At 44.5% G+C, this 24,267-nt stretch carries 19 protein-coding genes; 2 read left to right on the forward strand and 17 right to left on the reverse strand.

Annotation, left to right across the window (positions count from 1 at the left end; all coding sequences use genetic code 11):
- Positions 1-4 precede the first annotated feature (4 nt).
- The 5 genes from JKP82_RS09680 to JKP82_RS09700 form a co-directional block, all read right to left on the reverse strand.
- Complete coding sequence (locus JKP82_RS09680; protein WP_218396796.1) at positions 5-3,145, reverse strand: efflux RND transporter permease subunit; 3,141 nt, start codon at positions 3,143-3,145, stop codon at positions 5-7.
- A 392-nt stretch (positions 3,146-3,537) separates the two neighbouring features.
- A complete protein-coding gene (gene rplI, locus JKP82_RS09685; protein ID WP_218396797.1) occupies positions 3,538-3,990 on the reverse strand; it encodes a 50S ribosomal protein L9 in 453 nt (150 codons plus the stop codon).
- Positions 3,991-4,016: 26 nt separating this feature from the next.
- A complete protein-coding gene (gene rpsR / locus JKP82_RS09690; protein ID WP_013786397.1) occupies positions 4,017-4,244 on the reverse strand; it encodes a 30S ribosomal protein S18 in 228 nt (75 codons plus the stop codon).
- 11 nt (positions 4,245-4,255) lie between these two features.
- Complete coding sequence (gene rpsF, locus JKP82_RS09695) at positions 4,256-4,654, reverse strand: 30S ribosomal protein S6 (protein ID WP_013786398.1); 399 nt, start codon at positions 4,652-4,654, stop codon at positions 4,256-4,258.
- A gap of 339 nt (positions 4,655-4,993) precedes the next feature.
- Positions 4,994-6,166 carry a GAF domain-containing sensor histidine kinase gene (locus tag JKP82_RS09700; RefSeq protein ID WP_218396799.1) on the reverse strand — a complete coding sequence of 391 codons (1,173 nt, stop codon included), beginning with the start codon at positions 6,164-6,166 and terminating at the stop codon, positions 4,994-4,996.
- 327 nt (positions 6,167-6,493) lie between these two features.
- Between JKP82_RS09700 and JKP82_RS09705 the strand changes: the two genes are divergently transcribed.
- Positions 6,494-6,781 (forward strand): YebG family protein, encoded by a 288-nt coding sequence (locus tag JKP82_RS09705; protein WP_129740309.1) that lies wholly within the window; start codon positions 6,494-6,496, stop codon positions 6,779-6,781.
- A gap of 88 nt (positions 6,782-6,869) precedes the next feature.
- On the opposite strand, the gene JKP82_RS21015 is transcribed toward JKP82_RS09705, so the two are convergent.
- The 12 genes from JKP82_RS21015 to JKP82_RS09765 form a co-directional block, all read right to left on the reverse strand.
- On the reverse strand, positions 6,870-8,450 hold the full coding sequence (locus JKP82_RS21015; RefSeq protein WP_159533771.1) for a methyl-accepting chemotaxis protein: 1,581 nt from the start codon (positions 8,448-8,450) through the stop codon (positions 6,870-6,872).
- A gap of 150 nt (positions 8,451-8,600) precedes the next feature.
- The gene (locus tag JKP82_RS09715; RefSeq protein ID WP_159533773.1) at positions 8,601-10,106 is read right to left on the reverse strand and encodes a sensor histidine kinase; all 1,506 of its coding nucleotides are present in this window, start codon (positions 10,104-10,106) and stop codon (positions 8,601-8,603) included.
- A 59-nt stretch (positions 10,107-10,165) separates the two neighbouring features.
- Positions 10,166-11,248 carry a methyl-accepting chemotaxis protein gene (locus JKP82_RS09720; protein ID WP_218396801.1) on the reverse strand — a complete coding sequence of 361 codons (1,083 nt, stop codon included), beginning with the start codon at positions 11,246-11,248 and terminating at the stop codon, positions 10,166-10,168.
- Positions 11,249-11,327: 79 nt separating this feature from the next.
- Positions 11,328-12,329 carry a LacI family DNA-binding transcriptional regulator gene (locus JKP82_RS09725; RefSeq protein WP_159533777.1) on the reverse strand — a complete coding sequence of 334 codons (1,002 nt, stop codon included), beginning with the start codon at positions 12,327-12,329 and terminating at the stop codon, positions 11,328-11,330.
- A gap of 56 nt (positions 12,330-12,385) precedes the next feature.
- Positions 12,386-13,732: a glycoside-pentoside-hexuronide (GPH):cation symporter gene (locus JKP82_RS09730; protein ID WP_218396802.1), complete on the reverse strand. Its 1,347-nt coding sequence runs from the start codon at positions 13,730-13,732 to the stop codon at positions 12,386-12,388.
- Between the two features lie 52 nt (positions 13,733-13,784).
- Positions 13,785-15,140, reverse strand: coding sequence for a GH1 family beta-glucosidase (locus tag JKP82_RS09735; RefSeq protein ID WP_159533781.1), 1,356 nt, complete (start codon positions 15,138-15,140; stop codon positions 13,785-13,787).
- 347 nt (positions 15,141-15,487) lie between these two features.
- Complete coding sequence (locus tag JKP82_RS09740; RefSeq protein WP_218396804.1) at positions 15,488-16,216, reverse strand: HugZ family pyridoxamine 5'-phosphate oxidase; 729 nt, start codon at positions 16,214-16,216, stop codon at positions 15,488-15,490.
- 21 nt (positions 16,217-16,237) lie between these two features.
- A complete protein-coding gene (locus JKP82_RS09745) occupies positions 16,238-17,056 on the reverse strand; it encodes an ATP-binding cassette domain-containing protein (RefSeq protein ID WP_218396805.1) in 819 nt (272 codons plus the stop codon).
- Positions 17,043-18,194, reverse strand: coding sequence for a FecCD family ABC transporter permease (locus tag JKP82_RS09750; protein ID WP_159534738.1), 1,152 nt, complete (start codon positions 18,192-18,194; stop codon positions 17,043-17,045). Before JKP82_RS09750 ends, JKP82_RS09745 begins: the two co-directional genes overlap by 14 nt.
- A gap of 98 nt (positions 18,195-18,292) precedes the next feature.
- Complete coding sequence (locus tag JKP82_RS09755; protein WP_218396807.1) at positions 18,293-19,399, reverse strand: heme/hemin ABC transporter substrate-binding protein; 1,107 nt, start codon at positions 19,397-19,399, stop codon at positions 18,293-18,295.
- Between the two features lie 3 nt (positions 19,400-19,402).
- On the reverse strand, positions 19,403-20,557 hold the full coding sequence (locus tag JKP82_RS09760) for an HmuY family protein (protein ID WP_218396809.1): 1,155 nt from the start codon (positions 20,555-20,557) through the stop codon (positions 19,403-19,405).
- Between the two features lie 176 nt (positions 20,558-20,733).
- Positions 20,734-22,674, reverse strand: a complete 1,941-nt coding sequence (locus tag JKP82_RS09765; protein ID WP_218396811.1) for a TonB-dependent receptor plug domain-containing protein — start codon at positions 22,672-22,674, stop codon at positions 20,734-20,736.
- A gap of 338 nt (positions 22,675-23,012) precedes the next feature.
- On the opposite strand from JKP82_RS09765, the gene JKP82_RS09770 reads away from it, so the two are divergent.
- Positions 23,013-24,257, forward strand: coding sequence for a sugar MFS transporter (locus tag JKP82_RS09770; protein WP_159533793.1), 1,245 nt, complete (start codon positions 23,013-23,015; stop codon positions 24,255-24,257).
- The last annotated feature ends 10 nt before the right edge of the window (positions 24,258-24,267 follow it).

Here is a 24,267-nt window from a genome sequence, read left to right on the forward strand (position 1 = left end):
TCCTTTAATTTAAGTCTGAAAATTTGCTTAGTTTTACGATTTTTGTTGGCATACCGCTCGGCGTACCATCAATCGGGACTTTTACTTTGTCTTTGAAGCCAAAGTCGGCTCTTGTCAGTCTAAGTAGAGTGGGCAGCAACACTAAGGTGAACACCGTGCTAATTGACATCCCTCCGACTATCACCGCTGCCAACCCGCGATAGATAACACTGCCAGCGCCAGGGAGTAATAAAAGAGGGAGCATGCCGAAAATAGACGTCAGTGTGCTCATAAAAATAGGTCGAAGCCGCAATTGGATTGCCTGCTCCACGGCATCGTCACGATTGAGCCCATTAGCTTGCCCCACTCGGGTTTGGTGCACCAATAAAATGGCATTATTTACCACTAGACCAAGCAGAATAATGAAACCAATCATGGTAAGTAAATCCATCGGTTGAAAGGTAAAACTATTCATGATTTTAATGGCCGCCACGCCGCCCACGGTGGCCAGTGGAATAGACAGTACCACTAACACGCTGTCTTTAAGCGATTTGAATAGCCCTGCCATTAAAAGAAGAAGCAATAACATAGCAAACAAAAAATTATCTGCCATTGAGGCAATTGCCCCTTTCAAGCTATCGGCACTGCCGCCATAATGAATTGCCCCATCTGTTGGCATCATCGCCATAATAGCCGGTTCAACATCGGCTTTAATCACCGTCATGGCATCTTCCAAACTCATACCGTCAGGCGGATTAAAATTGAGCGTAAGTGTGCGTTTACCATCAATACGCTGAATGCGACTAGGCCCTACCGTTCGTTTCATCTCGACAAGCTCACCTAATTGCACCACTTCCCCCATGGGGGTCATTATTGGCGTAGCACTTAAATCTTCAGGGGTTGACCATGGTTCTGAGCGGAAAATGATATTCATCCGCTTTGTGCCATTAAAATACTCACCCACATACATTCCATCGCCCATTGCGCGCACTAAACCCGCCATACGCCCGCGATTTAACCCTACCTCAACTAATCGACTGTCGTTGGGATAAAATTGCAGTTCAGGCTCAGACTGTTCCAACGGTGGATTCGCCCGCGCATTGGCGGTGGGGAAAATACTTCTTAGTTTATCAATGCCCGCTTGCGCCGCTACGCTCAGCATGGCTTGATCTGTACCCTGTAAATGAATATCAATCGAGCGACCGTTACCAAAGCCACCGAATAAATTACCTTGTTGCGCGAACGCTTGAGTATCAGGTAAATCTTTTAGTACCTCATCTCGCACAATGGCCTCTAACGCTTTTACTTGAGACTGATCTTTAGCCCTTACCCCTAAAGTGCCGCCGTTGGGCCAAGTGATGATGTAGTAGTTTTTAAGCGCCGGAGATTTTTCACCCTCCATGTAGGGCTTTAATCGCTCGACAATGACCGGCATCACCTCTTCAGCGACAAAATTTTCACTCGCACCTGCGGGTAACATTAAGAAGGCATCTACCGCATCTCGCTTAACGGGGGGCAAATAGTCCATTGATGGCATTAACAAGTAGCTGCCTGTGATGGGAATGCCCATCAGAGCCACTATCATAATAATTCGACGCATACCTGTTGATGATAAGGTCATAATTTTAGTGGTGATGGATTTCCACAGTGGCAATAATTTGTCTTCGGGTACATCTTCTATAAGCCAACGGCTAGCCACAACGGGTAAAACCGTTACGGCAACCACTAACGACATACATACGGCAATAGCGATGGTTAAGGCTAAGTCTGCAAACAACTGTCCTTCAACATCATTTAAGAACATCACCGGAATAAAAATAGCAACCGTTGTGGCTGTCGAAGCCATTAAGGCCCCGAATACTTCCTTTGTGGCTAAATAAGCACTTTCCTGGCGACACATGGCCTTTTTATTTAAGCGAACAATATTCTCTAGCACCACAATGGCGGCATCTAAGACCATTCCTACCGCAAACGCTAACCCAGCAAGAGAAATGATATTCAGTGAACGCCCCGTGATTTGAAGTACAACAAACGTGCTGAGTAAAGAGATAGGAATAGCAAGCGCGACAATGAGCGTGGCTTTTAATTGGCGCATAAACAACCACAAGATGCCGATAGCGAGCATAACCCCGATGAACAGGTTACTGGTAACCAATTGCACCGCTCGCTTAATAAATATAGAAGCATCAAAGGACTGAACCATTACCAATTGTTCAGCTTCTAGGTAAGTTTTGTTTATCTCGGTAACTTTTTTCTTTACCGCATCCAGCGTAGCGAGAACATTAGCGTCGTTTCGTCTATCAACGCGAATAGAAATAGCGGGGTTGCCGTTTTGTACACTATAATTAGCTCCATCTGCGCGGGTAATAGTAATTTCAGCAATATCACTTAGTGTGATTGGGCTGCCATCACGCCATTCTAAAATCATTTCGCCCATTTTTTGCGGTTCGTAACGCCCCTCAAAACGCAGGGTATACCGGCGGCGTCCAACATCCACAAACCCACCAGAAACATCGTTAGCTTGCCCCAATGCGGTAGTGATAGCGGTTAAATCGATACCGAGTTGCGCCGCCTTGAAAGGGTCGAACACAATTTGGAATTCTTCTTCGCCACCTACCCCACTTTCCATACGGGCACGGGCTACGCCGGGTATAGATTCTAGCTGAGGTTTTATCACGTCCGAGAAGTAGGTAACGTAGGTATTTATTTCGTTAGGGTTGCCGGGCAGTCGCTGCATAAAAAAGTAGGTTAGCGCAGGCGCATCCCCCCCGCTGCCTGCCAACATAATATTGGGTGACAACGCATCCCTAGGTAATGGCGGCACTCTGTTCATGCGGCTTATCACTTCAATAAGGGTTTTTTGCATGTCTGTACCCAAACTAAATTGGAGGTTAATCCACGCATTTCCCTGATTCGACCACGCGTTCATCGAGACCAGCCCAGGTATTCCCTGAAGCACCTCTTCTTGTGGTTCTATTATTTCCGATTCAATTTCTTGAGGAGACGCTGCCCGCCAGGAAGTTTGGATATTGATATTGGGTCTTTCAATGTCTGGAAAAAGCTGAACTGGCAAATTGAATAAGCTATATAGCCCAAGAAAGACTAATATTGCGATGCCAATTCCTACCCCAGACGCATTTTTTATTGCTGCACGTGTAATGTCCATAATGAAGCACTATGCTTTTTGTAGTTTGGATTACTATAGGTCGCAGCTGTGACAGGAAAAGTTTAAAGCTATATTAAGAACAATTTATGGGTTAACCGACATTTTCGTTTAATGCTGTAAAAAACAGCAATCTATCGACGACCAACGGTCGTAATTTATCATTAATTTAACGAAATAATTAATAACTTGTTACATATTGACGACCGATGTTGATGAGCATCATATTTGTGTATGAGATCATAAGAAGAGTACGTGGGAAAATCTAGAAAACGCGAAAGTATAGTGAGTCTTTTATGAGGAAGTATGTAATGCGAATAACCTTGAGGTGGTTGAGATGCATGCAGATATAAAAAAACCGCTCATAAGAGCGGTTTTTTCGTATACGTCAGCGCTTATGCTTCAGCAATGATGATCACTTTAATAGAAGTGGTTACATCAGAATGAAGTTGTAAGTCGATGTCATATTCGCCAGTGTCGCGAAGTGTGCCAGTAGGAAGTTTAATTTCCGCTTTAGCTACTTCAACACCAGCTGCTGTGATTGCATCAGCAATGTCACGTGTACCGATAGAACCGAAAAGTTTACCTTCGTCGCCAGCTGGCGCCGCAAGAGTTACTTCTGCAAGTTCATTTAGTTTTTCAGCACGTGTATTAGCAGCATCAAGCTGCTCAGCGATTTTCGCTTCAAGTTCAGCACGACGTGCTTCAAACTTTTCAACGTTCGCTTTAGTTGCAGGAACTGCTTTACCCTGTGGAAACAGGAAATTACGAGCGTAACCAGCTTTAACAGCTACTTGGTCGCCCAGACCGCCAAGATTGGCGACTTTATCTAGTAGGATGATGTTCATCTTAACTACCCCTTAATTACGCCAAATTACTTGTGTGAATCAGTGTACGGAAGCAACGCAAGAAAACGTGCGCGCTTAATCGCAGAAGACAGCTGACGCTGATATTTTGCGCTTGTACCAGTGATACGGCTAGGGACAATCTTACCGCTCTCTGTGATATAATTCTTAAGAGTAGCGATATCTTTATAATCGATTTCAGTCACACCATCTGCAGTGAAACGGCAGAATTTACGACGTCTGAAAAAACGAGCCATGGGTGATCTCCTTAAGCGTTATCTTCAGTGGATTCAGGTCTTCTTTCTGCGCGCTCTGTACGAGGTGCAGAATCGTCACGACGCTCACGACGCTCTTCTTTAGTCATAGGAGAAGGCTCGGTTACAGCGTTTTTAGTGCGCATTACCATGTTACGTAAGATAACGTCGTTGTAGCGGAAAGCATTTTCCAGCTCGTCAACAGCTTCAGCAGTCGCTTCAGCATTGATCAATACATAGTGGGCTTTGTGCAGCTTTTCAATTGGGTATGCCAATTGACGACGGCCCCAATCTTCTAAACGATGAATCTGACCATCGTTTTGCTTAAGAATAGTGGTATAACGTTCGATCATACCAGGTACTTGTTCACTCTGATCAGGGTGAACCATAAATACGATTTCGTAATGACGCATTATTGCTCCTTACGGTTGTAGCCTCGACAGTACAGCCAGACTGTATAGAGACAAGGAACCTAGTTAGGGTGGCTGTAAGGGCGCGGATTATACGCACATACCTGCTTTTGTACAAGCATTAATCACCGGCAAATTTTATGTTTGCGCATGTTTTGATGATATAGGGCTAAATACGCTTAATAATGAGGTTGGTAGCGGGACTCGTCGACCTTTTGAAGCGGCTATCAAAAGCCATGGTTGATTCAGGTAGAGAGCAAAACTATAACTGCAATAAAACCGAGCTAATTGTTTAAAAGTTTAGGTGTTTAAAAGGCTAAGCCCGATGCTTAACCTTGTAGTTTACAATGCTGCCTTAAAAGAAAACACGGTTTCATTCTCATCGGAATGCACCATCAAGCTGCCTTTATGTGCTTCAGCAATTTGCGAGGCGATAAACAAACCTAAACCCAAGCCACCGTTTTTTTTGTTGTTTTCATTTCGCCAAAATGGATGAAATAGCTTATCGATAACATCAGCGCTTATTGGGGCCCCCCCATTAGACACGCTAACTGTAAGTGTTTCTTGTTCGACATTGGCTATCACTTTAATAGGCTGCGCTCTATCGCCGTGTACGATCGCGTTAATCAGCAAGTTAGACAGTAACTGGCTGATACGCTCCGGGTCACATGAAAAGGTGCCGTCTATATTGATATTCGCACGTATGTCTCGGTCTGAATGCAAGCTCGATAGTTCAGTTACCGTATGAGCTAAAACGCTTTCTAAATCGCTCACTGGCTTAACGTTTAATTGAATCCCCTTGCCCATTTGCCCGTGCGTAAAATCCATCACGTCACTAATGAGTCGCGTCATGCGTTTAGCGCTGTTATCCATTCGAGATAGCACTTTTTGGGAAGTGGCATCGCTGGCATGGTCAACAAGGAAGTCTACACCCATTTTAAGCGCCGATAATGGTGTTCTCAAATCGTGGCCTAAAATAGCAATATATTGCTCACGCAATTTAGCGGCAGCTTGCTCGCTGATAAGATTAGTTTCAGCCGCGATTAGGCGCTCATCCACTTCCATCTGCCTTGAAATCAGCTCGGCGAAAGACTTTATTTGATTTTCAATTTTATCGGTTTTTAATACCGCAGGAAGTGGGTCTAAACCACAAAGCGTACCGAAAAATTCACCATTTTTGTTGTAAATGGGGTAAGAAAAGTAACTTTCGAAGCCATACATGATGGGTATTTCGCTTTCTCGATAAACGGTATCTTCTTTAGCGTGCTCAATCACTACTGGTTTCGTAGATTTTCTTACCTGATTGCAAAAGGTGGTTTTGATATCGAGTTCATCGCCAGGTATTAAATTAAAATTCACCTCGTCGAGAACAGCACACATTGTCCAATTATCTTCAGTCACTCTGGCCACGCAAATAAAGCGAAGACCTGTGGCGTCTGATAACATTTTCATAATATGTGGAACAGCTTCTATCGATTGAATAGTGCGAATATCTCGCTCAATTGAAGAATTCATTACATCCTCTTCGTATCTAAGTCATCTTTATCACGCCGATTTTCGGCACTCGATTTCACGCTCTAATAAGAAACAGTGACGCACCTCTTGATAAATTTACTGTTATTCGATGTTACATTGCTAGATAAAGACTAATTGAAGACTGCAATTAAAAAGAAAAACGTAAATTTTTGACCTTGGGCGTAGCGATGTTAAAGCGGTTTTTTCGCCCATGTAGTCACTATACTTAAGTTGAAAAAAAATAATATCAAAAAACCTTAAATACTGTTTATTTATCCAGTTAAATATTGTACAGTTTTATGGTCTATTCATTTAAGGGGACCTAACATGGCCATTACCACGCAGTATGTTGTCACGCACAAAGGGGTAGAAAAATTGGTAACTACCGATAAAAAAGAAGCAGATCAGTACGATAAAATGCTCGACGCTGCCGACAACCTTGCTGAATACATTCAAGCAAAGGGCTTAGGCATTGAAGATAGCCTTGTTGAAGAACTCACTATCATGTTGTCTAAGAATAAAGACAAGGTGAGCAAAATTTTTAAAGGTGCGACAGCCCAGAGTGTACTAGAAGATGAGAGTGCCGACGTGGTAAAGCTTAAAGCCAACGGATAGGCGTTGCAGAAAAGCTCGGCGTGCTTTTACGTGGAGCTAACGTAAATATAAAATGGTTAAAAGCACGCTCAAAAACAATCAGCACAGATTATCCTGTGCGTTTATCCGTGTTAAAACGAGCAATTAACCCGTTAACTTGATTTACGGTGTCACGAAGATCTCGACCAACTTTGAGCGAGGCTTCTGATGACTTCTGCGTTTCTTCCGCACTATCAGCTACATCTACGAGCTGCTGATTAATATGCTCGGCCACGGTACTTTGTTCTTCTACAGCAGAGGACATTTCAACGGTTGCAGAGGCAATACCGCTTACTGCATTATTGATTTCTTGTAGTGCGCCTCGGGTTTCTTCAACAATTGCACTGCCGTGCTCAGCAGACACCAATCCTTCCGAAGACACCTTTACGGCCCGTTCCGTTCTATCAACAAGCTCTTGAATAATGTTGTGAATTTTATCAGTGGACACGCGAGTTTTAGAAGCCAGCGTACGCACCTCATCGGCAACAACAGCAAAGCCGCGCCCTTGCTCACCAGCACGAGCAGCTTCTATAGCAGCATTTAGTGCTAGCAGGTTAGTTTGATCAGCGATGCTAGAAATGATGCTAGCGGCTTCGCCAATATCACTGGTGGACTGAGCAAGCTCGGTAACGGTATCGGAAATTGACTCCACCGCGCCTTTTAATGACAGTATGGCCTGCATCGCTTCTTCAGCTTTGTCGTTACCCATTTGTACGTTAGTCGCGGCAGTTCTAGCGCTAACCGCATTGCTCTCTACCCGTTCAGCCACTTCTTGAATAGCCTGGCTCATTTGAGTTACTGCTGTGGCAATTTGCTGGGTGGCAAGATTCTGCTGAATAATCGTTTTACTGGTTAACTCAGCTTGGCTGTGAGTTGAAACCGCAATACCTTCTAACCCGTCAGATGCATCTTTAATACGGGTTAATGCCGTGCGAGTACGCGCTAGTTCGCAACCTAACGCCAACTTAGCCTGAGCGATATAATCCACATCGGCATAATATGTTTGTGCCACAAGTGCATTACTGTAACTGGCAGGGCTTAACGAAAGAAATTCCCGCCAGTAGCTCCGGCTTTTTGCCGATTGCCAAAACATCATAGTCAGTAATGCAATGAAAGTAACACCTAGGGGTACTAAACCAGCGGTAAAGCCAATCGCTACCAACAATAGTAAACTTACCACTATCATGGGTGACATGGGTGAAAGTGTTTGACCAAGCTTTGCAGCAAAGGGAATTGGCGATTTTCCGGCAGATAGTCTGCCATATATGCTCGACGCGCGTATTATCTCTTTATCGGCGGCATGAATTCTAACTGACTCATAACCCACCGCGTTCCCCCCCTCGTATACGGGAGTGACGAATGCTGACACCCAATAGTGGTCGCCATTTTCTCTTCTATTTTTGACCAACCCAGCCCAGCTTTGTCCCGACTCTAGGGTTCGCCACATTTCTTTAAACACACCAGAGGGCATATCCGGATGACGAATAATGTTGTGGTTTTTTCCTATCAAGTCTTCTCGTTTATACCCGCTTGCCTCCACAAATTCGTCATTGCAATGTTGTATAACACCACGTTTGTCAGTAGAAGAGATAAGGCGGTAATGAGAAGGGAATTTGTATTCGCGTTGGGTGACAGACTGGCTTTTCTTCACTAATAAGATCCATTGCTATAGCGGTGTTAAAAGTAAATAGGAGAACCCTATTTCTTGGTAATTGCCTAAAAGCGTAGAACATTATTGGGAAGATTAATACTAAAGTAGCAAAAGAATAAGATAATAATTATATTGATATAATCTAAAAAGTTACGCGAGCGGTAGGCGCACCTTAATTGTGGTTCCCTTATCGATTTCACTAGTTACTTCAAACTGGCCGCCGTGTTCTTCAATAATAGTGAGTGAAATAGACATGCCAAGACCAGTACCATCGCCAGGCGGTTTAGTGGTGAAAAATGGCGTAAACATTTTGCCAATGACTTCCTCTGACATACCTTTGCCCTCATCTTGCAAAGTAATGACCGCATCCCCTTCTACTGATTCAACATCAAACTTAATGCATTTGCCTTCATCCGTGGCGTAAATGGCGTTAGTGAGCAGATTGACAAGTACTTGCTGTATTTGCCCCGCATTGCCAATGACTTCTACAGCGGTCTCAGGGGGCGTGAATATGACTTTATTTTTGTACTTATGCAGATTGTTAGTAATTCGCAAGGCTGAGTTTATCGCTTCGGCAACATTGATGGCGACACGCTTTCCACCGCTGGGATAGGAAAAGCCTCTTAGCGCTTTAACGATATCGATAATTCTTTCGATACCCTCTGAAGACTCTTCAAACATTTCAGAGATAGCCTCGGCACTCTCTTTTAATGAGTAAGTGTTTTCAAGCGCCAAATAACGGGCTTCTATTTCTCCACCTGCGTCTTTACAAAGTACCTTTATTTCCGATAAAGCACTTTGATAATCCTTAAAAATATCGCCAGCCACTGACGTGTTACTGCGTACGTAACCTATAGGATTGTTAATCTCATGAGCTATACCTGCCGCCAACTGACCCAGCATGGCCATTTTATCTGCAGTTATTAGCTTTTCTTGCAAATAGCGTTGGTCTTTTTCCATCGATGAGAGGGCGGCTTTATGATGCTTGATTTCGTGTTTGGAACTTCTGTAGCCTATTCCAAACTGTAAGTAGTGCTTATTTGCATCAAGCACATACAACATCTCTTCATCTAATTCGCTGTTTTTGGTCAGCAATGCAAGCCAAGCCTGCTCGCCGTTGCCCAAATTCTGCATGAAGTGTAATACGTAAGCTTCTTCATGAGTGTCTGGCCTTTCAACGATATTTACACACCATTGGCTATAATTATCTGTTACAGAGAGTGGCAGCTCATTTAAAATAACCTTGGCAAAATCATTGCCATCAACCCAACCGTTCTCTATTTGCCAAACCTTGTTGTCACCTCCCTGAATCACCTTTCCCGCTTTCGTAATGAAGGCCAGACCACAATAGGCATCACTGAATTCAACTGCTGATTCAATGGCTGAAAAGATAAAACTAGCACCGCTATCGGAAGATTTAAGGTGGGAAGCGGAGCGATTTAGAAAAATTAATTCCCGCTCTCTTTTTTTCGATTCATGTAATGCTTTACGCAGGGCTTGGGTTGCCGAATAGGCATCGCTTGAGTAGCTTTCTAAAAACCACTCAGCGTTTTCCCTCGCTACTTTTTGGCGCTTAAGTTGTCGCTCAAGTGTTTTCACTTGAGCTTTTAAGTCAGCAACTTCCTTAGGGCTAGGGGGTATTGAAGCATCGCTCAATATAAAAGCCTTTTAGTCTATATCGCTTTAAACACATTCAAGGTATATGAGTTAACTGGTTAGCTGGCTATCTTATCTAGTAACAACATTACTTTCTCGCTAGAGCGTTCCATTTCAACTACTTTTGATTCTAGTGTTGAAGTATCACCTTCTGCTTTTGCGTTGATAGCAGCCACACCCGCACGATGTACTGCCGCATGAGGTGTTTCTAATTCTCTAAATGACGACGACTTACCAATAGCAGCACCTTGATTTTCGCTGTACCATTTTCCTAAACGGCAACTGACGTGATCAGCAAAATCACTTGGTTTTTTATCGCTGAAACCAAATAAAACTGCATATACATCAGACTTCCACACTACGTGATCGAGCTTAACCGTCTGTATAAAGGTACTTAAGGAGCCCTCGTTGATAGTCGTTTTCATACTATCGCAATGAGAAACCATGGTTTCATAGCTGCTATTAAGGGTGCTAATTCCCTCTTCTAGCTCTTCGTTATTACCTCTTAATTCGTTGACACCCGAAACCGCTTTTGCCGTAGATTGAATAATATCGTTTACCAGTTCAGACACTTCTGTGGCTGATTTGTTTGTTTCAGTTGCCAGTGCGCGCACCTCATCGGCAACTACACTGAAACCGCGACCAGCATCACCTGCTCGCGCCGCTTCAATAGCGGCATTCAATGCCAGTAGGTTGGTTTGATCCGATATACTGGTAATGGTAGAAACAAACTTATTAATGTTATCGGCTGTGCTTGATAAGCCAGAAATGCGCTCGCTCATACTCACCATTTGAGTATTCAAACCGCTCATGTCTTTAACAATTTTAGTAAGTACGTGGGAAGATTGCTCAAACAATTCATTAATATCTGATATTGATTGGTTTTCGGCGTTTATTTTTTGATAAGACCCTAAAACGGTTTCTCGTATACCTTCCACTTGGTTCAAAGAGGTAACTAAACAACGTGTTACCACATCGTCATCAATTTGCCTTGAGGCATCGCTTAACTCGGTAACTTGCCGATGAAGTTCTGCATTTTCAGACTCTAAGTCTGATATTTTATCAAGGGCAACTTGATAGCGGCTTTCAAGTTGAGAGGCCTGAGACTCTTTTTCTAAGTATTTGCTTCGAGAAACGAACATAGGGTGACCAAATTTTATTTGTGTGAAAATTTAGCATAACAGAAAAAAGCGTAACTTCACCATTCGTCGTTGGTTGAATTTACTCAAATTTTCTGGTGGTCCCTCGAATAATCAATTTAGGCGATAAAATATGTTCCATTGTCATTTTCCTATCGCCATAAGCCTGATTTAAAATCCAGCGTGATGCCATAGCACCAATCTCGCGCACAGGGTAGTTCACAGTCGTTAACTTAGGGGTAAGGTAACTAGCAAAATCGACGTTATCGAACCCAATGACAGAGATATCTTCCGGTACGCGTTTACCATGCTTTCTTAGTGAGTTAATGGCGCCTGATGCCATTTCATCATTTGCACAGGCGATTGCACTAAAACTTACGTTGCGACTAAACAGTTCATCCACACACTTCTCACCAGAGAAAGCTTGGAAATTCCCTTCTGCTACAGAGTCTTCATCGAAATGAAAGCTGGCCTCTTTTAATGCTTTTTTATGCCCAAGTAAACGGTTGATACCATCCGCTTTAAACAAGGCACCGGCGGCGTAAGCAATTTGAGTATGGCCCAAATCGATAAGGTGCTTAGTGGCTAGATATGCGCCGAGCACATTGTCTAGGCTGATACATTTTTCACCAATAGCTTCTATATAGCGGTTAACCACAACAATAGGAACATCTTGGCTGGCAAGGTCTACAAGGTACTCATCGCTGACCGCCTCAACATGCAGAATAAGCGCATCGCAACGGCGACTCAGCAAGGCTTCAATTTCTTTTTTCTCTAAAGCTTCATCACTGTGTCCGGTCACCACAAACATATGCTTATTGGCTTGTCTAAGCACTTTTTCAGAGCCCGCCATCATGGCACCAAAGAATGAGCCATGTAGTTCAGGTACCACATACCCCACGGTATGGGTTTTATTTGAGGCAAGGGAAGCCGCTATGACATTGTGTCGATAGCCAAGCTTCTCCATCGCATCAAGCACTTGCTGGCGCGTTTTCTCTTTAACGGTATCTGTGTTGTTTATAACTCGAGATACTGTTGCTGACGACACGCCAGCTAGTTCACTTACTTGCTTAATCGTTACCATAGAGCATTAACAGTGCATACGTGCGCTGTGTATATCCTTGCTTTGCGTAGTTATTATTACGACCCGCGATGCGCGTCGTCTGTGGTCAACCCAAGTCGCTGCTGAATTGCCAACATTTTTTGGTTATCTAATGTATACCAGCGCATAATAATCGCAACACCTATCGAAGCGATTGCTGGCCCGATACAAAATAACGCCACTATGCCTTTTGCCACATCCGGTGAAAAGGCGTCTGGTTGATAGTTAACTGATGCGAGTAACCACCCCGCAAGTGCGCCGCCCAAGGCCAGTCCAACTTTAATGAAAAAGACCACAGTTGAATACGTTAACCCAGTCATACGAAGCCCCGTTTTATCTTCGCCATAGTCCACCACATCAGCAATTTTTGCCCACAGTAGCGGCGTAGCCATTTGCAAGATAAGGCCCCAAAGGAAATGCAGTGAAATGGCCGTAAACCACTCTTGATAAGGCACAAAATAATTCACGATACACACTACTGCGCTGGCTAACTGAAGCCAGGTGTAAACTTTGATTTTACAAAATCGTTTAGCTACTGGGTTCGCCAACGCACAGCCTATAATGCTTCCCACCATACCGGCGGTAACAAATAATGTGGCCGACTCTGGCCGCTGCAACACGTACTTCACATAGTAGAGCGCTAGCGTGTTTCGCATTACCATGCCGGTGAGTAACACGATAGCTACCATACAAAGCACTCGGCACTGATCATTTTGCCAAATAGCCGCTAACTGGGTTTTGTAAGGCGCAGGCGTTTCATTGGCAGGTTTCACCCGCTCTTTAGTACCGGCAAAGCAAAGCAGAAAAAGTACCATCCCCACTATGCTCATCACTATCATGGCGCGCTGATACCCAAGTGCTTCGTTGCCATTACCTAAGTAATCAACCAATGGCAGCATAAATGATGTCACCAGCAGGCCTCCGCCCATGGCAAATACAAATCGATAAGACTGAATAGATACGCGTTCTGAAGCATCGGCACTTAGCACGCCGCCTAATGCAGAATAAGGAATATTAATGGCGGTATACATTATCATTAGCAGTGCGTAGGTGATAAATGCATAGTAAAGCTTACCTTCTTCGGTAAGCCATTCAGGAGAGGTAAACGCAAGCACGCTGCAAAGCGCAAAAGGCAAAGCCAACCATAATAAATAGGGGCGGTATGCGCCCCACCGCGTTCTTGTTCTGTCGGCCAAAGAACCCATTAAAGGGTCGGTAACGGCATCAAATACTCGTACGAGTAAAAACATACTCCCTACCGCTGCAGCCGGTATGCCAACAACGTCGGTATAATAAAATGTCAAAAACAGCATGACGGTTTGAAAAATGAAATTACTTGCCGTATCGCCTAACCCGTAGGCAATCTTTTCCTTTGCACTTACCATTGGCTTCACCGTTATCTTTATTATTTTATACTTTTAATCAATTGCGCATCTATCAGGCTGCGTTTAACGCTTTTCGTCTTTCTTCTAGCAATTGTTGTAGTCTTAGTGCACTGGCTTTTAACGTTCGTTTTTGCGTATCGTAATCAACGTAAATAATACCAAAGCGTTTCTCGTAACCCAGCGCCCATTCAAAATTATCTAACAAGCTCCAAACAAAATAGCCTGTTATATTGACCCCTGCTTCAATTGCATCAGCTACCGCCTGCAAGTGAGTGGTTAGATATCGAATACGCTGCTCATCGTTCACGACACCATCCATCGATAACGTATCATCACTGGCCAAGCCATTTTCAGTGATAATAAGCGGTGGTAGTTGGTAGTCATTATGCAACTGTAGCAGTAAATCAGTTAACCCTTGCGGGTAAACTTCCCAGCCCATTGCGGTAGTTTCACTTTCCTCTGGGGCTGGCAATTGACAAGGATCTTCAGAGCCATCATCGGTGACTTTAGCGCGAGTGTAATAATTCACACCTAAGTAATCTATTTTCTCAGAAATGATATCCATATCGCCATCGAGAATATCTGGCCGGTGAGCTGCCGGAATGTCATCGATAAGAGCAGGGTAACAACCATGCATTAACGGTTTAATGTACCAGTCGTTATGATGATCATGTGCTAATTTTGTGGCGCGAATATCTTTTTCATCACTAGAATTTGCGTAGAACGGCGTAAAGTTAAGTACTACGCCAGCCTCGATATTGGGTGCATTTTTGCGTAGAACGCGCATGCCTAAACCGTGGGCCAACAACAAGTGATGTATCGCTTTTTTTCCAAATTCTTTGCCCACTTTCCCTGGAGCATGAACCCCTACTTCGTAACCTAAATAGGCACTACAAAAGGGTTCGTTTAATGTGGCGTATGAGTAAACCTTATCACCAAAAGCTTTACTCACCACATCCACATATTCAGCAAACGCATAGGCCGTTTTTCTATTTAGCCAGCCTCCGTCATCTTCTAAATACTGAGGCAAATCCCAGTGATACAGAGTGACATATGGCTTAATGTTGTTTTGCTTTAACTTTGCTAGCAAAGCAAGGTAGAAATCAAGCCCTTGCTGATTGACCGAACCATCTTTTCTAATAATTCGTGGCCAGCTGATAGAGAACCGATAAGCGTCTACATTTAACGAATCAATAATGCTTAAGTCTTCTTCCAAACGGTTCACATGATCACATGCCACGAGGCCGTGACTGCCATCGGCAATCTTTCCAGGTGTATTGCAAAAGGTATCCCAAATGCTTGGCTCTCTGTTGTCTGCATCGCCCTCAATTTGAAATGACGATGTCGCCACACCCATGGTGAAATCTGATTGCATAAAGGGAGAGCCTGGTTGGGCTAAAATTTCCATGTGTACAAAACCTTATTCGAATGAATGTATCAGCGCCTGTCTAAAGCAGTCGTTAAAAAAATAAATACGACGGTCACTAACGATGTTGAGATTGTGTGAAGCCAAGTTGTATTAGCACTATATGTAAGGTGCTCTATTGGCAGCTTGTGTATAGTGCCACCCTACGAAACGAAGTGTAGCATTATATGTAAGCGCTTTCATATAGCAACAAGTAGTAACAGGGAAGAATTTTACATTTCATTCACAGATGATAACCCAGCGAAGCACTTCGCTGGGTTATCATTAATGGCAGGCTGTCTAGCACATGCGGCGATAAAAGAACACGACGTTTCGATAGCGCGAATCTTTTAGCTCGCTTTGGGTATGTTCAATGCCGTGCGTGCATCGTTAGTCAGTTTGACAAGGGCTTTTCGAACATCGGTGGAAGTTTCACAAATGGATTCAAATGGAATGAACCAGGTCGCTTCCTCGCTACCACAATGCATACCTTCTGGAAAGGCACTGTGCATAATAGGATGCTCAATATTCACCCCGATTTTATGCTGTAAAATTAACTGCATGGCATCTTGATGGTCTTCATTCATGTGAGTGATCATACCGTCTGGCGACTTATGCCACTCTTGCTCTTCAACCTGCCAGTACCCTTTATCGATCCAATGAATTTTCCCGAACCCGCCGATAAATCTCACACGCTCAGCGCGGATAACGTAAAAATTAAAGTCGTGGGTTTGCTCATAACCTTTAGCCTGTGGAAACAATCTTAGATATTGTGCTTTCACATCCTCTTTTTTAGCCAGTTCTGCGTTACCCATAATAGTCACTCGACCATTGGCTTGAGAGTCATCCTCACCAGCATCGAATATGGTCAAACTAACTTTATCATTCGCTTTAATATTACGAGTGTGCAGGGCAATATCACTAATGTAGATAATGGCATCACCGGCAGGGGTAAGGTAATAGGGAACAACCGAGCCAAAAGGATACCCAGGCATTGAAGTGGAATGGGTTCCTAGCACACCACTGTGGTGAGTTCGGCTTAATTGTTTTGCTGAAAATGCAATATCTCGCATGCTCATAAGAAACTCCTTCTGTTCAAATTAATGCGTAACAAACACATCGTGCTCTTGGTTACGAATAAGGTTTAATTGGGTGTGATAGCAGCGTGCTAATGTGTCTATCGTTAGCGCATTTTCCGGCTTATCATCGGCTATACACCCCTGCTCAGCCAGTAAAATCATTCTGCTGCAATAGGGTGAAATTAAATTGAGATCGTGACTCACACAAACTATGCATAGCCCCTGGTTACTGAGACTGACCAATTGCTGCATCACCAACTTTTGATGGCGTAAGTCTAGTGCCGAGGTAGGCTCATCAAGCAACAACAACTTTCCCACTAAGCTGCTCTGTGGGTTTACTGGCAGTAACTGCAATATTGCTTTGCTTAAAAATACCCTTTGTCGCTCTCCCCCTGACAAGGTTTGAATATTTCGTGACAACAAGTGAGTAATGTCAAACTGCTCAGCAATCTTGCCGATAATGTGATGTCGATTTTCAGGTGACTCAACAATGTGATGACGCGCTAACTGCAATATTTCATCGACCAAAAAGCCAAAAGGAGTTGAGGCACTTTGCGCCATGACTGCGCGATAGTCTGCAAGATTTCGCAAACCTATTTCACTTAGGGGCTCACCGTTAAACAAAAGCGCGCCTTTCTCAAGTGGCGCTAAGCCGCCTATCACAGTAAGCAGGGATGATTTCCCGCAGCCGTTTTCGCCCGCAAGGGCAATAAATTCACCCGCATTAAAGACAAGGTTGAGGTTGCACAATAGCTGTCGTTTTCCCCTGATAACATCGACATTAATGAGGGTGAGTAGCGTTTCATGCGTCTGTGATTCAGTTTGGTTACAGCGAGCCATTAAATACCCCTTTTTGTTGCCATAACAGATACAAGAAAAAAGGTGCTCCTATGGCGGATGTGACAATACCTATAGGGATTTCCATTGGAGTGAATAATGTACGAGACAACGTATCGGCAACCGTCAACAACAGAGCCCCCATTAATGCACAAGCAGGAATGAGTACATTGTGATTAACGCCAAACAGTGTGCGACACATGTGCGGCACAACTAAACCCACAAACCCAATAATGCCGCACAAAGCGGTTGCTAGGGCGACAGCAAATGCCACCAACCACAGTATAATTTGCTTATAACGCGCTACATTCAGCCCCATGTAAGCCGCCTCGTTTTCACCTAAGGCTAATAAATTAAGTGCATTTCGAGACACCATTAAGCCTGTAATAGCGATAACGCCGGCCGCCGCCACCAGCGCGCATATTGTCCAGCTAGCGCCTGCTAAACTGCCCATTGTCCAATAGGTGATTTGGCGAAGTGCATCGTCGCTAGCCACATAGCTAATGGCGCCAATAATGGTGCCGGTGAACGCATTTATTGCTACCCCAGCAAGTATTAGCGTAGCCACCGATACACCTTGCGCACTATTAGCAAAACGTAACACGGTCCACACGGACAATAACGCCCCGCCAAACGCCCAAAGTGCCACCCAAACAGAGGCAAGCGCGGGTACAAGTGGTGGCACGATAGCCATGCTGACTGCTGCTGCCGCTGCCGCGCCGCCGGCAATACCGATTAAACCTGGATCCGCCAATGGGTTTCTCACCAAGCCCTGCATAGCACAACCTGACACAGCCAATAGCGCGCCAATAAATAGGGTCATAATAACCCGTGGTAGTCGCAGTTCAGTAAGCACATACCAGTGCGTGCTATTAAATGTTGTTGAAACGCCTAATGGCGTTGCCTGTCGATTAGCGCCGCTTTCTTCAATCAACGCGCCTTGAGAGAAAAACTGCCCAGTTAGCTGAGAAAGTTCGTGCCACAAAAGCTCGCCCACGTTAATCGATAAACTACCACTCACAACGCCTACGTAAACGCTTAACAGCAACATCGCACCGAGGAGTGCTAGACCATGTTGTTTACGCTTTGCCCTCGTTACAAGTAGGTTTACTATGACTGCTGATGCATTATGTTTCTGCATCTTTTTTGACAGCGTGTTATTTGTCACCCGGGGCTTTGTCGGCGACGCTTTTGCCAGCGGTGAGCTAGTGGCAGAGTCGTGGGTTGAGGTAGACGCTGTCACTCGAACCTTCCCATACCCTGAGTTTCTGTCTTTGTGCTTTTATCTACGGCCGTACTTTCTTTAATAGGTCTTTTAACAATACTCTCTTGAATAGCCTGCTCTTGAATTGCGGTATTTGGCGCTTTTATAGATAAAGCACGTAACCCATGTTCAGCAACCGTTTTTAGCGCAATAGCAAAACGGGGGGACAGTCCTAACCCAATATTGCTATCCATTGCTTTGACTAAACAATGTTGACCTGCAAATGTTGCGGCAATCGCATGGTGTGAACACAGAGAATTCAGCGCACTCTCGCCATGCAGCATATGCCCTGCAGCAAACACAATATCAGGGTTACGGGTGAGTACCGACTCAGCATCCATTAACTTGTAGCCATTGAGATCGCTTGCAATATTGGTCATACCCAAGGTATCAAACAGTGCTTGCGGCACAGTATCGGCCCCTGCCACAGTAATGCCTCTATCATTATTCGCAACCACGAAAAGTGCACTAATGGTGTTGGAATAATCTGTACTTCCGTAAGACGCTATTGCTTCAGAATATTGCACTCGCTGTGCGTCCACTTGACGATGTAAGTCAGTAACAAGCTGCTTGGCTTTTTCCACCGCCGATACTCTGTGACCGATATCAAGAATCATCTTGTTTAAGCCGTCGAGGTCTTTCGAGACATGATAAACGTGTACATCAACCCCTGCATTTGCCACCTGCTCTAACATGGGTTCGGGGCCTGTAGCACTTGCCCCCAATAGCAAAGAAGGCTGTTGAGCTAATACACCTTCGGTACTAAGTTGGCGAAAATAGCCTAGTTTTGGGACCTCAGTTGCCGCGGCGGGAAACATACTTGTGCTGTCTGTCGCCACCACCCAATCACCCCGCCCTAGCGCATAAATGATTTCCGTTACACTGCCACCTGCAGCAATAATTCGGGGCGTTTCAGGTTGCTGATGGTTGTGAGCCATAGGTGCTGAGGAGGCTGTGAGTGCTGAGAACGTAGTGGCAGCATGAACGCTGCCACTACTTAAACACCAAAATACACTCATTACGCTTAGTACATATAGCATTTTTCTCGTGCTGAATAAGCTGGGCAATTTGGTTTTCGCCATTACTTATTCCTCGGTAACGGGATCGGCGCGGAAACTGTATGCGCCTGATGTACCGTCTTCATCGTAGTAGCTAGTTATTTGGAATTTAAATACGCTGTCGCCCGCTTGAATAAGGTATACCCCAAACTGGGAATACAGTAAGTGACTTGTGCTGTCGTAGTAGTACCAGTTGTTAGCCGTAAACGCATAGTCACTAACGGTTTCAGCACTGAAACCATAAAATGCAGCGGCTTCGGTATCTATTCCGGCATAGGTGTCAGCATCGGTACGAAGTACAGTAGCATCGTCGGCAATAGACAGGGTAAATTCACCCGCTTCATCAGCGCAAGGGATAGTGATATCCCATGCATCGGTTTCAGTCACCTCTTGCTGCACATCGAAATCGATGTAAATAGGCGCAGTACAGCCTACTGCATTAACACTTAGCGACACTTCTTCAGCAAACGTAGTTTGTCCATCGAGTACACTTTGATGCATGACGCCCAATGTGATTTCACCAATACCGCGCCCTTCAGTCACAATGTCACTCACATGGAATTTGGTGTAGTTTTCATCGGATGACACTACGTAGTAGATATCGCTAGCCGCGCTTACTACATGGGTTGTGGTGTCATAATTATAAAAGGTATCGCCAATAACGGCAGACTCAGCATCAGTAGAAAATGCCTCTGCATCTGGCACGTCGCTCGTTGTCACCGCTAAATAATCATCAAGTTCGCTATCAGCGGTCGCATTTAGAAATAAATCTGCCACAGCTGCGCCATTTTCGTCGTAGAAATCACTGTTGTTGGCAGTAAAGTAGACGCTTACCGGCGTCTCTTGTGCTGTGTTTAAAAATACCGAAGTGCGTTTAAAGCCTATATCCCAGGTGGTGTCGCTCGCGGCTTCTTCTTCAGTCAGGGTCACTTGGGTTTGTGTATCTAAATCAAAATAAACAGCAACAGGTTCAGATGTACTGCCTGTGCTATATGGCCCGTAAATTGTGGCCACTTCATTGCTGCTTTCACCTTCATCACCCGAGCTGTCATCTGCTTCCTCGTCACTGTCTTCACCGCTTTGGTCAGGCGTTTCAACGATTGGATCGCTACTATCAGAGCCACCACAGGCCACAAGCCCCAGAGACACAGCAAGTAATAATGCTAAGTATTTTTTATTCATGTGTTCTTTCCTTTTCTATATTGTGTGTTTAGCCGTTGGGATTAATTGAGTAAACGGCGCTATGATCTAATTCTGTTATTGTTTCTTATTGCTGGCTTTTTCTGTCTTTAGATATTGGTTCCTAAGTTCTCTATTTTTAAGTTTTTTGTTTTTAAGTACTGGATCTTTCCAGAGGGTTAGTATTGGTAACTCACGCCCAAATAAACTCGGCGAGCTGAAATAGGCCGAGCATCAAAAGCCCCCACCGCGAGTGAATCTGGTGAGCGATGTTCATCGGTAAGGTTTTCAACCCCCAAACGGGTTTGCCAATGGCGAGAAAAGTCGTGCTGAACCACGGCATTTAAGGTGGTGTAGCTGTCTTTCACGGTAACGGTGTAACCAGAAGTTGGAGAGACGTCGTTTTCATGCACGCCATACAGTTGAACGCTGGTATCACTTTTTTCAAATTGATAGGTCACTGAGGCTTTCACTAGATGAGTGGGTCGTTCAGGCAAACGCTCAGAATCACCATCTACGGCATGCAAGTAGCTATAATTAAGTTGCCACTGCCAGTTATCGTTTTGCGCGCTTACGCTCAAATCAGCACCATAAAGCGTGGCTTCATCAAGGTTTTCGTACATAGAAATATCAAGACCTGCTTCTTGCGACGCTTCCACATCTACCGCGGTGGTAATAAAGTCTTCTGCTTCTGTGTAGTGAAAATCGATATCGGCCTGATACCACCAGCGACTTTGTTTAGATGCTAATCGCGCATTCACCCCTACATTGGCACTTAGCGCAGTTTCCGGCACAAGGTCTTCATTGCCCAAAACCATGTAGCCTAAGTTACTGTGATCGAACACGTAGTAACGTTCTTTTAAATTAGGTACTCGATAACTAGTACCACCACCGCCACGCACTTGGAATGTGGTTTCATCAAGTTTCCAGCTTTGACTACCACTAAGCTTTGCCGCCGTATGCCAACCAAAATCAGAATCATTTTGTACTCGAAGGCCCAGCAATGCTTGGGTGTCGTTTTGCTGCCAATTGGCTTGCAAGTAGGCTTCGGTACTTTCTCGGCTAACGTCGTCAACTTCTACCGTTCCCGTTGCCACATTTTGCTGATCTAAGTTATCAGCATGGGCTACCAATCCCCCTACCCACTCAACATCGCCCAAAGATAGAATTTTCTGCGCTTCAATTTCTGCTAATTGAATATCGGTTTGGCGCAGGCCGTTGGTGTTTCCGCTTTGTTCATCGTGAGACAAATAGCGCCCATTAATATGCCAATTCTGCTGTTGAGCAAATTTTACATCGTGCTGCCACTGGGTAACGCTAGACACATAGCTGATAATGCTGACTTGCCCTGGAATAGAGGACTGAGGTTTGTCTTTCTGTTCATCCAGCCATTGGCCTTTGTAACTAAAATCAAGGTCTCTGATACCTGTTGATAAGGAAAACTGCACAAAGGATTTATCCACCGCACCACCATCCTGAGACACGGATTCTGGGTCATAATCGAAGCCGGGGTTCGTAATATGCTGTGCGGTCAATCCTAGCTGCCAGTGCTTTATCGCTTTAGCCGCACTAACCTTAGCCGTATGCCCTAGGGTATCGCCGTCGAGCCCATCACTGTAGTGAGAAAGTTCATAGTCGGCGGATAACTGTGCGCCTTCTGGCACATCAGTAATAATATTAATAACGCCTCCCATGGCCGAACTACCATAAAGAACCGATGCTGCGCCGCGTACAATTTCAATCTGTCGAATGTTGGCAACGCTAATTTGATCTAAATCGACCGAAGAGCCTGTAGGAGAAATAACTGGCTGTCCGTTAATTAACACCAAGACATGGTCGCCGTTAAACCCATTCAGCTGTACGTTGTAGCCGTCTTTTTGGCTGCGCCGAACTACCACACCGGGCATAACTTCTAACACTTGCCTTAGCGTTCCCTTGCTAAGCCTGGAAATTTCCGCTTTATCTACCACATCGATTTTTACCGGTGATGCACCTAAAAGCTTGGGTGTACGTGTTCCCGTAACGACTACGTGTTCAACCGGCGCCTTTACGTCAGCTAATGCAAGTGATGGCAATAGCGAGCCCGTTAACAACAAGGTAACCGTATAAAAATAAGTCATTTAATTCAGCTCTTACCTGATAATGCAAATGATAACAATTTGCATTTGATCTTATTTGTTTGAACAAAAAAAGCAAGCGCTAATGGAAAATAATCTAAACGTTACGATGTCAAACTGTTAAAAAAGTGGGAAAAGACAGCAGGTATTTGTAATATTTAACTAAAAATGTAAACGCATACAATCAAACAATGTAAGCGCTTGCATTTTCATTTTCGCACCCTATACTGACCAACAAAGTGTTAACAAATACCGAACTAATTCGTTAACGCAAAGTAACCAATAAGCCAAATGCGAACACGAAATTCCGTCTACTAATAAGTGAGTTCAGGGCGTTACCTATGAATCAAACAATAAAAACCACGGCCGGGTCGACAACCACCAGTCAACTTGCGCTAGCTACGCTAACATCGTTATTTTTCATGTGGGGTTTTATTACCGCACTTAATGACATTCTAATACCCCATTTGAAAGCCTTATTTTCGCTCTCTTATACACAAGCTATGCTGGTGCAATCGTGCTTCTTTGGCGCCTACTTTCTTATTTCTATTCCAGCCGGAAAGTTAGTGAGTGCGACTGGGTATCAAAAAGGCATTGGTGTGGGGTTAATCACTGCTGCAGTGGGCTGTGTCTTGTTTATTCCTTCTGCGCTTTTCACTCAGTATTGGATGTTCTTAGGGGCATTGTTTGTATTGGCTTCAGGTATCACTATTTTGCAAGTGGCTGCAAACCCCTTGGTAACCATTATGGGTAACCCAGATACCGCTTCTAGTCGACTCACCATGACCCAAGGGTTTAACTCGTTGGGTACTACAGTCGCGCCAATTATTGGTGGCATCGTATTATTTGGTGCCCATGAAGGAATGGAAAACGCAGCAGTAGATGCAAATGCGGTAGTCCTTCCCTATTTAACATTGGCCGCTGTATTAGTGGCCATGGCTGTGGTTATGGTTAAAGTGAAGCTTCCCTCACCCACGCATAGTGAAATGGATGTCGCTACCACGACAGATACCGGTTTATTAAAACATCGCCACCTGTCATTGGGTGCGCTAGGTTTGTTTTTATACGTAGGCGCTGAAGTTGCGATTGGCAGCTTTTTAGTCAACTACTTTGGACTAGAAAGCATTAAAGGCATGAGCGAAAGCCAAGCATCTAAGTACATAGCCTATTATTGGGGTGGCGCTATGGTAGGGCGTTTCATTGGTGCTGCGGTAATGCAAAAAGTGGCCGCGGGAAAACTACTCGCTGTTAATTCATTTGCCTCATGTACACTCATTGTTGTGTCAGTATGCAGCAGCGGCAATATCGCCATGTGGTCAATTTTAGCAGTAGGTCTTTGCAACTCTATTATGTTCCCCACCATTTTCAGTCTTGCACTTAAAGGGCTAGGCCAAAAAACCGCACAAGCCTCTGGCATGTTGTGTTTAGCCATAGTGGGCGGCGCTATTGTGCCACTACTACAAGGTGTTATTGCTGACAACGCGGGTGTACAACTTTCTTTCTTATTGCCGGTTATTTGCTATTTATATATTGCTTATTACGGGCTTCGTGGTGCTACCGTTAACTTGGCTGCTAGCCACAAATAAACAAGGGATT

The sequence above is a fragment of the Alteromonas lipotrueae genome, from assembly GCF_019249215.1.
GTDB classification, from domain to species: Bacteria; Pseudomonadota; Gammaproteobacteria; order Enterobacterales; family Alteromonadaceae; genus Alteromonas; species Alteromonas lipotrueae.